Origin of the sequence: Variovorax soli NBRC 106424, from assembly GCF_001591385.1 — a bacterium.
Taxonomy (GTDB): Bacteria; Pseudomonadota; Gammaproteobacteria; order Burkholderiales; family Burkholderiaceae_C; genus Variovorax; species Variovorax soli.
The window spans coordinates 1-11,241 of sequence record NZ_BCUU01000075.1 but is presented as its reverse complement, the minus strand read 5'-3'; the positions used below and the strand labels follow the sequence as shown (position 1 = coordinate 11,241).

Sequence of the window (11,241 nt, the reverse complement as noted above, 5' to 3'; positions counted from 1 at the left end):
CTAAGACATCCTTGATGTGGCACGTCTGGTCAGATACACACCTGCGATTGCCGTGATCACGACGCCAGCTTCCGAAGCGATTGCAGTCCAAGCCAGCCCCAAGGCTCCAGTCGTGCCAGCAACAGCAGCTCCAAATAGCCCAATGCCGGCTCCGATCACGATGCAAAGGCGATAGGCATGGTCGTATCGACCGCTCCCCAGCATCCAATACCCGAAAAACTTCCAACCCATGAGCATGGGCAGTAACAACCCAAGCACCATAAAAATCGCGCACAGACGGTCATGGTCCATGCCGCCGGATTGCAGCGGCAAGAACCGCAGCGCAGTCGGCCAGATCAGCAGACCAGTCGTCAGCAGAAACATGCCAAAGAAGCCGCCAAAGAGCGCCCAACGCGATGCATAACGCAGCGCCTCGTGCTCTCCATTTTCGAAGGCGTGAACGATTCGAGGATAGATCACAGAAACGACAGGGTCGATCGCGGCTGTCAGTGCGCGCACAATCCGATCGACGAGAAAGTAGTGGCCCAGTTCTGCGCTCGACATCTGCCGCGAGCCGATCGCGGGCAGCGCTAGGGTGTATGCAGCGCCCGCGATGGATACCGGCATCATCGTCCAGCCTAGCCTAAGCCCCGGGACCAATTGACTGCAGGACCAAAGCCGCGCGCGCTCTGCGCTGCGTACAAGATCCCTGTACAGCCAACGCCATCCCAGAATAGCCAGTGCAGCGGCCGCAGCGCCCTGTATTAACACGTAAGTCGCTACGCTATGGGCGATAGTGACGAATAGCAGAACAGCGGCAAGATGCACCGCAATTTCAATTCGGGACCAACGGTTGAGTTGCTGCGTAGCCTGCAAATACCATGTGGCAGGCCAGCCCAGTACGATGGCAAGTGCCGCAATTGCCGACGCATCGAGCCAGCAGTTCAATCCTTGCGCGGCCACAGAGGGCTTACGTACCGACCAGGCCACGATGATCGCAAGCAATACTACCGGGAGGCATAGAACGCAGCGCGCGGTGAATATCTGCTGGGCCAATGTCCATCGCTTGGCCGGATCGGCCGAAACCGCGACCCGAGTTGCAGCCGCCAGGAATCCGCCCTCCACAATGATTGACAAGAGGGCGGCCCACACTACGATAAAACTCAACCGGCCGAACTCGCCCGCTCCTAATCGTGCCGCCATGACGGGCAACACAGCGATTGGTGTCAGAAGGCGTAGCGCACTTACGCCATAGACCCATGGCAATACCCGGTGCACCTTCGACAGGAGTCGGCCTGGACTCATGTCTGCTTAACGACGAGGCGGGCTGTGTAATCTACGCGGTGTAGAAAAACCGGCTCTGCACTTTGGGCGAAATACTCGTCGACTGCCTCCCGCGCCCCTTGCCAATGGCCGTAGTCATCGATGATCAATACACCGTGCCGCGACAAACGGGGATATAGGTGCATCAACTCGTGCCGTGTCGACTCGTACCAATCCGTGTCCAGCCTCAGAATGGCAATCTCTGATGGGGCGTGCGTAGGTATCGTGTCTTCAACCTTTCCCTTGACGAAATGGATGTTTTCGCGAGGATAATTGGTTGCCCATAGCGTGTTCTGGACGTCTTCGAGCGATGCCTCGCACCAAACGCCCTCCCCACGCGGAGTGCGATCCAACTGATCTTGGGCTGACTCTCCATCCCCGCTCCAATCTTTCTCGGTAGGCGCGCTCATGCCTTCGAAAGTGTCGTAGAGATGAAGATGGCGCGACGTGTCCCCTCTGGCCATTAAGGCGGACGCAACGATCGCCATGCTCCCGCCGCGCCACACCCCGCACTCGACAATATCGCCCGATATCCCATGTCGGACGATGTGTTCGACTGCGCCCAGCAAACTGGCGCGTCGCTCCAAGCTGGTCATCGTGTAGGGCGAGGCGTCCTCGAGGATCTTGCGATCCGCTTTCGGCAAGTCCGACAAGGAGTTTGTCGCATTCTCCAAACGAAGGCCGCGCTTTGCCAACGCGGCTTTGATCAGGCTTTTCATTTGCATGCCAGTACTACGAAATTCGAGGGGCGTAGATCGAAGAGATTGCAGGAACAAGCGCATCCCACGATGAGCGCTGCTGAGCATGCTCCAACTCGCGGCGCGTATCGTCATCGCACCGTTCCAAATGATCCAGGCACTTGAGCACAGCTTCTACACTTCGCTCCCTCAACAAGAGCGCGTCCAGTCTCCATCTACGCATGAACGCGCCGAGGTCGCCCACATCGGAGCAGATGAAATAGCGGCCGTGATGAAGCAACGAATACAAGGCCCCTGACTGCGATGCCTCACGATAAGGCAGCAAGAAGACTGTCTCTTCCCGAGAGAGAAGCAACAGCAACTGTTCGGGCCCCATGAACTCGTCGTGAACATCAACACCCAACCCGATCAATCGGTCCTTCAGCTCTTTCAGCTCGTCCGACCAAGCGCCGTAGATTTCGAGGGCTACGCCTTTGCTTCGCACAGCCTCGGAGCGTGCCAGTTCAACAAACAACTCAATGCCCTTGTAGGGTTTGATCGTGCTCCAATAGATCAGCGAACGCGGCCTGCCACTCCGCGGGAACGCAACGGGCATGGAGTCTGGGACCACCGGCAACAAGCCATGCGGAAGCACGGTGGCCTTGTCAACGTTGCGTTCACCGTATCGGCGAAGAAACTCGGCCCGGGTGAACTCACTTGGAAAAATGAGGGTGCGAGCAATGTTCGCCAGCCAAATTGTGGGCAGATGCCGTCTTCGTCTGAAACCATGAGGAACCGCGTTGTGGACCGTAAAGATCAGCTTCTTTCGAAGAAGAAAAAATAGGAGCACCTCAACCGGCCATAGGATGCTGAATTGAAAATTGATCGCGCTATAGAGTGCCCTTTTTCGCCACAGATCAAAGAGTAGTGTGACGTAGGCCGCGACACCCTTGAAGCGATTCACGACGCTGCCCGAAATGAGGTAGCTTCTGAGCTCGACGCCTGGCAAGCTGCGCATGGCGTTGAGGAACTCCATGTTGTACTTGGTGTTGGAGCAGTAGAAATCCACCTGCGCTACGTCATGTCGCGTCAGTGCGGCGACAAGTTGGAAGTCGTAGGGCAGCACGAAAGAAGCGCCATCGACAATTGCGATCTTGGAACTCACAACGCTACCGCCTAGTGAGCGAACCAGAATCGCCTCTTCAGCCTATAACTTGGCGAACAGTTTCGCGGACCGATGTCTCGCGCAGGATTGCCGCCGACAATCCGATAGGGGGCAACGCTCTTGGTGACGACAGCCCCTGCCATGACGACGCACCCCTCGGCCAGCGTTACCCCAGGCATGATCACGGCTCCGGCGAACACCACAGCATAGTCCTCGATAGAGACGGAATTGGACTTGGTTCGGAAGAGTGCGTCATGGACATCGTGGCCCATGGTGTAGATGCGCGCTCCATGTGCAATGGATACGTGCCTTCCAATCGTCAGCCCGCCACGATTGTCCAGATAGACGTCGCGATTCACGACCGAGTCTTCCCCAACCTTCAAACGACCGACATGGAAAAAGCGGATACCGCCTTGCAGGGTCGCAGTCCTGTCGATGTCAAAGGAGCACAGGCTGTACAGCGCCGGCCGCAAAAAGAAGGGCAGGCATCCATGCAGGCGGTTCAGCAAGGCAAGGCCCACAAAATAGCCCTGATCAACAAGGTATCGAACTGCCTGATTCATTGTTAGTGAGGTTGGCGCGAATCAACACGCGGCACGTAACCTGGCACGATGATCTGTAAAGCCTCGCGAGCGCCGATGGCATCTTCTGAACGCGCCGCCTCTAGCAAAGTCTGTAGATGTGTAGACAGCGTCGTCCAATCCATGAACTCTTCGCGTGCACGGATGATTCGAGGATGCGCCGTCGGCATCGGGTTTTCTCCGATCAGGAGTTCTTCCTGGAGCTTCTCTCCCGGTCGCAACCCGATAAGCTTGAGGTCGATATCACCGGTTGGATGATCAGCGCTGCGAATCGTGCGTCCAGCCAACGCGACCATACGCTGAGCAAGGTCGAGGATCTTCACTGGTTGGCCCATATCGAGGACGAACAGATCTCCCCCTTCCGCGATTGCGCCGGCGTGCAGCACGAGTTGGGAGGCCTCCGGAATCGTCATGAAATAGCGGCTGACTTCCGGGTGAGTGATGGTAAGTGGTCCACCCGCTGCTATCTGTTCCCGAAATAGCGGCACCACACTGCCGCTCGAACCAAGCACATTGCCGAACCGGACCATCGAGAAACGCGTGCGCCGCCCGTTACCACGCTCCGGTACTGCTGATTCGAAGACTTCCGGCTCCGAGGCAGCGAGCGCCTGAAGCACCTGCTCCGCCACCCGTTTGGTAGCGCCCATGACGTTGGTGGGACGAACGGCCTTATCCGTCGAAACGAGGACGAATCTTTCGACTCCACATTCCAGCGCAGCACGTGCCAAGCTGACGGTTCCCAGCACATTGTTCGTAATGCCCTCGCCAGGGTTTGCCTCGATCATCGGCACGTGCTTGTAGGCGGCGGCGTGATAAACGGCATCCGGCAGACATTGACGAAAAATGGAACTAACACGTTCGTAGTTGCACACATTGACCAAGAGCGGGACAACCTCCAGTCCTGCATTGGTGCGGTCAGACCAACCTGTAAGTTCTTGATGGATCGCGTACAGCGCGTATTCGCTGTGCTCCATCAGCAGAAGCTGCTTGGGACCCTCTCGCGCAATTTGACGACACAACTCACTCCCGATGCTGCCACCGGCCCCTGTCACCACCACGACGCGTCGATTCAGCGTTTGGTCAAGCCATTCCTGTTGTACCTGCACGGGCTCTCGGCCTAGCAGGTCCTCAATGTCGAGATCCTGGAAGTCGTCGACGGCGACCCGACCGCTTGCCAAGTCTTCCAGCCCCGGAAGGGAGCGGATTCGCACGGGTAGGAATTGCAGCCCGGCAATGATGGCATTGCGCCGGACGCGTGACACACTTGGCAACGCAAGCAAGACGTCCGTAATGCCGTGGCGCTCCGCCAGCTGCTCTGCGTCCTTCGGCGAATGGACCATCACCCCGTTGATACTGCGCCCCAACTTTGTCGGGTCGTCGTCGAGGAAGGCCATGAGGCAATAGCGCTGATTGCCCGCCAGCGCGGCCGCGGTTTGCACGCCTGCACTGCCGGCGCCATAAATTACAAGGCGTCGAATATCCGCGGCATCGCGGGATGCCAGCCATTGCCACGCAATGGTTCGGCTTGCAGCGACAAGGACGAACAAGATCAGAGGGTGCAGCAAGATCAGGCTGCGCGGGATTCCCCCCAGGGAGAAGAGGGTCCATATGATTGGGGCAAGCACGAGCCCATAAACGCCGACAGCCTTCCCTGTGTCCAGCATGGCGACCATTCCCGTGTGGCGAAACATGGCCCTATACAGGCCGCGGCGGGCAAAGACTCCGAGAGCTAGGATTGGTGGCGCGAGGTAGGCCAGCCATTCGTAGGAATCCGGCCGATGGGGAGCATCCAGCCGCAGAGTGAAGCTGAGCCACATCGCCGATGCAGCGAGCCCGAAATCCATCGCCATCACGACGGCTCGTTTTCGACCTCTCGGCCAGTTCAGGATCAACTCGCGCATGCGGGAAGAGGTGGGTTGACCTGCAACCGAAAGACTACTGACATCCTTGGCATTCAAGACAACAGTCACGGTGCCGCTGCTCGTTCAAGCGAATCCAACGGCAATCTGGACCCGAATAGTGCCCATTCTCGCTGTGCCGCCTCACATACGCTGGGGGCCTGCGTCTTGCACATGATCGCAAGCACGCGGTCAGCCTCCGGTACCCGCCTGTTAAGCGCGAGTGCCTTGGCATAGGGGAACATAAAGTTGACCGTTCCATAGCGCTGCGCCACGCGCCCCATCCAGTCCAACTGAGACCCGTCCATGTCAGGCGTGATCTCCACTCGAAGAAAATTTGCACGTGCCTGAAGTTGGGTCAAGAGCAAGATTCCACTCGCTGGCGCGGGCGCTTCGGCGCCGACCAGCGAGCGCGAAAGACGAAGGTCCCGCCATTCCCGTTCGAGGCTCGAGTACTCGACCACTACCTTCGCACATACCGCCACCGTGATCATGCAAACCGCCAACACCACAACCCGCGAGATCGGTTGCTTCGGACGGGGTGCATTTGAACAGTTTGGTGCTGCTGCGCTAATCGCGCCCATGAAGAGTCCAATGGGAAGCAGAAAGAATGCGTATTGCAATGGATATTCGACCATCGCATGACAAACCACGGAGCCGACACCTATCAGCAGGGACCATGTGACAGGATCACGACACTGACGGATGGCTTGAGCAAGCCAAAGGAACATGCCAACTGCGATCAGCAGCGCCAAGGGAATACCACCCCACAAAGCAAGGTCGAGAAACAGGTTGTGAGACGACTCGAACCACCAACGTAAAGCGGGGTAGTTCAGCGCGATTGCTTGCTGAGCAACAGAAATTTGCTCCCAGCCCCATCCGCCCCAGGGACGCAAAGTAAGCGCTTCGAGCATGGAGCGCCAGAGCATGAGCCGCAGATCACTATGCGTGCGCTCGCTTAGGGTCGACTCCCGCGCGAGCATCAAAAATTCCTCCATATACGGCCAAGTCCACATCAGCAGCACATAGAAGGCCGTCACGCCGCCGATGGCGATGAATGTAGTGCGCAAGCCAGCTTGGCGGCGCAACGCGAACGCGGCAAGCCAGATCAGAACTCCACCCAGAATTGGCGTTCGGCTTTGGGTCATCGCCAGGCCCACCACAAGGACCATCGCTGCAAGAAGAGCATAGCGAGCACGCGCCCTGCGCGTCTCATAGAGGAAAACCGTGGCCGCCAACCCCAGCATCAATAGACTGGCCAACTGATTGGGTTGCGCCAGATTCGCGAAAGGCCTACTGTCTGCGGCACTCTCCACAACGAGGAACGAGGCAAAGCCCAAATGCAGCCATTGATTAGCCGCCAGTGCCGTCGAAATCAGTGAAGCAGCGAGAAGTCCGACCTGGACCGGGACGATGGCGTCGAAACGTCGAATGGGGTCCACATGCGGGTCTATCAATGCGGCGCCGCATTGGACCGCCAAACCAAAACCGGAAATGTAGAGCCACGCCATCCAGGCGTCACCCGCAAATGAAATTTGTCCGACACCCAGTTGAACCAAGGGAATGAAGGATAGGACTAGCGCGCCAACAGCTAACCCATACATTCGCCGATGCACAAAACCCGCCCAGAGCGCGAGCGGGGCCAGCGCCAACGCCGCCATTGCCTCAGCTTGAAAGGAAGCCCAAGGCGGGTAATGATTCGGCGCCAAGAACGCAAGCGCGAGGGCTGAACCGGCAAAGAACGTCAGTCGCGCTTTCACTCGAATACCTTTTGAAGAATCTGCCGCCCTTCACGAAAAACGGCGCGTCTCACGACGCGCCGGTCAATGTCTAGCAGATTTCCTGATGAAATCCGCAAACTAACTCAACTTACTTACACGAACCCGGCAGGTACCTGGGCGGCATCGTGCCAGCCTTGCATTCCCAGTGATTGATGCCAGAACCGATCGAGACGGCCGTGGTGCCCGAATCAGCATAAGGCGTGAGAAGAATCGTCTTCCCGCCAGCATCCTTCAGGTCAGCAGCCGTGGACGTAAGGACGATAACCTGACCATTCGAGCCTGCGGTGGTGACAGTATCCACGTACTTCGTACCGGAACCCGAGGTTGTTTGCTCACAACCCCAGTTATTCGCGGTTGGCAGGGCAGCAGAAGCGCTCGACTGGACAGTCTCGGTAATACTGGTACGGCACGCCGACGCAGCGAGAATGGCCTCAGAAACTTTGGCGCGGATCGTGTAGTCCTGATAGGCGGGCAGCGCCACAGCAGCCAAGATACCGATGATCGCAACAACGATCATCAGTTCGATCAGGGTGAAACCCTTTTGCACGGAACGTGCGATAGAACGACGGTTCATTTGGATTAACTCCAGTTTGGTTCAGAGACAAATCAAGCCCGGGAACCTCCCCGGAGCCGGACTTGTAACCGCACCAACCGTGCCACCCTCGTTTTCGGCCCTTTGGCGGGCGTTTCTGCGCGACTTAGTTCACGTTCGCGTTACAGTAAGTGACAATTTCCGTTGCAGACTTGTCGCCAATACTGACATTTTTGTCAGCACCGGCACGAAATGTCGCACGCAGCCTTACAGGACCAGGACGTCGTCCGCCTCGAGCCAGCGGATGTCGTGCTTGGCTGCGCTGCCGCCGATCTGGCTCATGATCTCGGCCGTCTCGGCCGGCTTGGTGTGGGTGATGTAGATGGGGTAGTGCTTGTCTGCCCCGATGCAGCCCAGCTCTTCGATGAGCGTGGCGGGCGACAGGTGGCGGCTGCGCTCGGCCAGGGCCTGCTCGCGGTTGCTGAAGGCGGTCTCGATGACCAGGGCCCCCACGTCGAGCTGGTTGACCCGGTTCCAGAAGTGCTGATTGCGTTCTGTATCCCCGCTGAATACCCATTGGCGCCCGCCCTGGGCGCAGCTCACGGCATAACCGCAGGCCGGCACGGTGTGAAAGGCCGGCAGCACTTCGACGTTCTTCAGCTTTTGCGTGCCCAGCTGCAAGGTCTGGCCGATGGCGATTTCTTCAAACACGACAAAGGGCGCGTCCCGGCTCGGGATGGCGGCAAAGTCGGGCCAGATGACGTTGTTGAAGACATGGGTGCGCAGCGCCGCAATGGTCTCGGGCAGGGCGTGCACGCGCAGCGGGCGGCTGCGGCGGCTGGCCACGGCGTCCAGCATCAGGGGCAGGGCGGCGATGTGGTCGAGGTGCGAATGGGTGAGCACCACGTCGTCGATCTCGATCATTTCGCGCAGCGACAAATCGCCCACGCCGGTGCCGGCGTCGACCAGCAGGTCGTCGTCGACAAGGAAAGAGGTCGTCCGGCAATCCTTGGCAATGGCGCCAGAGCACCCCAAAACCCGCACCTGCATTTGGCTGCGCCCTATCTCTGATTGCTTTTATTGAGATTGAATTGGTACTACTTGGATTCGAACCGGGTCGCGCCGTCCCAGTTGGGATCGAAGGGGCGCGATGACATCGAGGCTAAACGCTCTGCATACAGCCGGTAAAGGACTTTTTTGGCATCTCCGGCCACCAGCGTATCCAACAAAGGTTGTACTTGGGCCGCCTTCTGGGCCCGGTAACCGGCCAGCACCTCGGCCCACAGGGCGAGCGATCCGGCGAGGTCTTGCGTGAGTTCCGTCCGCAGGCCAACGGGCGAGAAGATGTTGACGGCCTGCTGGCGCCCTTTGACGCGGACCCGGTCCAGTTCCTGCCAGACATGGTCCGGCACGGCCTTGGCGGTGGCCTCCGAGGCCACCACCGAAACGCCGTAGGCGGCGCTCAGGCTTTCCAGCCGGGCGGCCAGGTTCACGGCGTCGCCGATCACGGTGTAGCTCCTGCGAACGGCCGAGCCCATGTCGCCCACGCTCATCAAGCCGGTGTTGATGCCAATGCCAACGCTCACTTCCGGCAAGCCGGCCCCGCGATTGGACACGCTCAGTTCCTCCATGGCCTGGGCCATTTCGACGGCGGCGCGCACCGCGAGGGTGGCGTGGTCGGGGTTGTCGACCGGCGCGCCCCAGAAGGCCATGACGCTGTCGCCCATGTATTTGTCCACCGTGCCGCCGTGGCGGCTGATGATTTCCGACAGCCGGCTGAAGATGCGGTTGAGAAAGGCCTGCAGTTCCACCGGCGCCAGCGTTTCCGACAGCCGGGTGAAGCCGCGCATGTCGCAAAAAAGCGCCGTCAGCTCCTTGCTTTCGGCGCGCATGCTGTAGCGCTCGGGGTGCTCCATCATCTTCTCGACCAGCGGACGCGGCACATACGTGCCGAACAGCTTGGCCAGGCTGCGGCGCTTGCGCGCCTCGACGAAGTAGCCCCAGCCCATGTTGGTGACGAAAGCCAGCACCATGGTGACCAGGGCAGACGCCATCGGCAGCACCAGTCCATGAACCTTGAACAGCCAGGTATTGAGGCCGACAACGGCGCCGAGCACCGCCAGAAAGAGCAGGCTGCCCTGAGCCACCGACATCAGCGACAGGCCCACCGCCAGCGCCAGGCCTGCCAGGACCAGCACCACGAATTCGTAGCCCGGCGCGTAATCCGGCAGCGAGATGAAGCGCCTGTCCAGCAGGGCCGAAACGACATTGGCGTGCACCTCCACACCCGGAAAAGTCGCGCCGACCGGCGTGGCCCGCAGGTCCTGCAGGCCCGGCGCGGTGGTCCCCACCAGCACGATCTTCCCATCGAGCTCGCCGGCCGGCAGTTCACCGTTCAGGATCTCGACGGCGGAGATGTAGAGATAGCTGCCGCCCAGCGGCCCGCCAGGACCGAGGAACGGAACGAGCATGCTCGTGCGATTGGACAGCGGCACGCGCGGCGCATCGGGGCCTTGGCCCAATTGCAGCGCCTGGACGACCGGCAGCGCACCGTCATTGCGGGGCGGCACCAGCACCGGATAGATGGTGTCGACGCCGGCGGCCAGGCGATAGACAGCCAGCCCCAGCGATTCGTAGTAGCCGTTCTCGCCATGTGCGCCGCCGTAGTAGCCCAGCAAGGGCGCGGCACGCAGCAAGCCGTCGCTGCGCGGATTGATGACGGCGTTGATGAAGCCCGCGGACTTGGCCGCCTTGGCCAAGGGCGCGATGTTGCTGCCGAAGCCGTTCCAGTGGGTGGTGTAGAGGCCGGGGTCCGTCGGCAGCGCGGTCGGGGGCAAGACCGGCTGCGGCAGCGTTCCGCGCGTGAGCGGCAGGTCGCCCTGCGTCAGATAGAAGCCAAGCGCGACGCGGTGATCCTGCATGGCGCGGGCGAAGGCGCCGTCGTGGTCGAGCGATGGGGCGAGCCTGTCCAGTTCGGCCTGCAGCGCGGCGTTGTCATGCAGCGGACCATCGGCCAGCAGGCGCAAGGTGGCCAGGCCCGAGCTGCGGTCTTCTTCCGCAAAGACCATGTCGAAGCCCAGAACGGAGGCCTTCTGCCGCACCATCAGTTCGGTGGTCAGCGTCGCTAGCTTGTCGCGCCCCCACGGCCACTGGCCCACGGCCTGCAGGCTGGCATCGTCGATGTCGACGATGACGATGCGCGGATCGAGCCTGCCCGGCAGCGTCAGCCGCAGGCGCCAGTCGGCCATGAACAGGTCCAGGCCGTCGAGCACGGGCCGCCCCGTCGTGCTGCCGATGTGAACCAG

The 11,241-nt window shown here is 60.1% G+C and carries 10 protein-coding genes; 1 reads left to right on the top strand and 9 read right to left on the bottom strand.

What is annotated here, in order from left to right; genetic code table 11:
• The 4 genes from VSO01S_RS26825 to VSO01S_RS28285 all read right to left on the bottom strand — a co-directional run bounded on the left by VSO01S_RS26825 (position 1) and on the right by VSO01S_RS28285 (position 3,416).
• Complete coding sequence (locus tag VSO01S_RS26825) at positions 1–1,191, bottom strand: lipopolysaccharide biosynthesis protein (RefSeq protein WP_161944459.1); 1,191 nt, start codon at positions 1,189–1,191, stop codon at positions 1–3.
• An 89-nt stretch (positions 1,192–1,280) separates the two neighbouring features.
• On the bottom strand, positions 1,281–2,021 hold the full coding sequence (locus VSO01S_RS19210; RefSeq protein ID WP_068644414.1) for a TylF/MycF/NovP-related O-methyltransferase: 741 nt from the start codon (positions 2,019–2,021) through the stop codon (positions 1,281–1,283).
• Positions 2,022–2,034: 13 nt separating this feature from the next.
• Positions 2,035–3,144, bottom strand: coding sequence for a glycosyltransferase (locus VSO01S_RS19205; RefSeq protein WP_068644413.1), 1,110 nt, complete (start codon positions 3,142–3,144; stop codon positions 2,035–2,037).
• 11 nt (positions 3,145–3,155) lie between these two features.
• Positions 3,156–3,416 carry an acyltransferase gene (locus VSO01S_RS28285; RefSeq protein WP_373282910.1) on the bottom strand — a complete coding sequence of 87 codons (261 nt, stop codon included), beginning with the start codon at positions 3,414–3,416 and terminating at the stop codon, positions 3,156–3,158.
• Here VSO01S_RS28285 and VSO01S_RS28030 point away from each other — a divergent pair.
• Positions 3,399–3,713, top strand: a complete 315-nt coding sequence (locus tag VSO01S_RS28030) for a hypothetical protein (RefSeq protein ID WP_245684256.1) — start codon at positions 3,399–3,401, stop codon at positions 3,711–3,713. The genes VSO01S_RS28285 and VSO01S_RS28030 overlap by 18 nt on opposite strands.
• Here VSO01S_RS28030 and VSO01S_RS19195 read toward each other — a convergent pair.
• The 5 genes from VSO01S_RS19195 to VSO01S_RS19175 all read right to left on the bottom strand — a co-directional run.
• Positions 3,710–5,626, bottom strand: a complete 1,917-nt coding sequence (locus tag VSO01S_RS19195; protein ID WP_068644411.1) for a polysaccharide biosynthesis protein — start codon at positions 5,624–5,626, stop codon at positions 3,710–3,712. The two genes, VSO01S_RS28030 and VSO01S_RS19195, sit on opposite strands and share 4 nt — an antisense overlap.
• Positions 5,627–5,691: 65 nt before the next feature.
• Complete coding sequence (locus VSO01S_RS19190) at positions 5,692–7,383, bottom strand: PglL family O-oligosaccharyltransferase (RefSeq protein ID WP_153305323.1); 1,692 nt, start codon at positions 7,381–7,383, stop codon at positions 5,692–5,694.
• A gap of 109 nt (positions 7,384–7,492) precedes the next feature.
• Positions 7,493–7,963, bottom strand: a complete 471-nt coding sequence (locus VSO01S_RS19185; protein ID WP_084241976.1) for a pilin — start codon at positions 7,961–7,963, stop codon at positions 7,493–7,495.
• Between the two features lie 240 nt (positions 7,964–8,203).
• Entirely contained in the window at positions 8,204–8,986 is a 783-nt protein-coding gene (locus VSO01S_RS19180; RefSeq protein ID WP_068644408.1) for a 3',5'-cyclic-nucleotide phosphodiesterase, read from the bottom strand.
• A 47-nt stretch (positions 8,987–9,033) separates the two neighbouring features.
• On the bottom strand, positions 9,034–11,241 hold a 2,208-nt coding region (locus tag VSO01S_RS19175), incomplete at its 5' end, for a CHASE2 domain-containing protein (RefSeq protein WP_306301714.1).

Excerpts from the sequence above, each read along its gene's own strand:
- VSO01S_RS28030 (WP_245684256.1), top strand. The coding sequence starts at position 3,399 with ATGGACATCGTGGCCCATGGTGTAGATGCGCGCTCCATGTGCAATGGA.
- VSO01S_RS28285 (WP_373282910.1), bottom strand. The coding sequence starts at position 3,416 with ATGGGCCACGATGTCCATGACGCACTCTTCCGAACCAAGTCCAATTCC.
- VSO01S_RS19210 (WP_068644414.1), bottom strand. The coding sequence starts at position 2,021 with ATGAAAAGCCTGATCAAAGCCGCGTTGGCAAAGCGCGGCCTTCGTTTG.
- VSO01S_RS19195 (WP_068644411.1), bottom strand. The coding sequence starts at position 5,626 with ATGCGCGAGTTGATCCTGAACTGGCCGAGAGGTCGAAAACGAGCCGTC.
- VSO01S_RS19180 (WP_068644408.1), bottom strand. The coding sequence starts at position 8,986 with ATGCAGGTGCGGGTTTTGGGGTGCTCTGGCGCCATTGCCAAGGATTGC.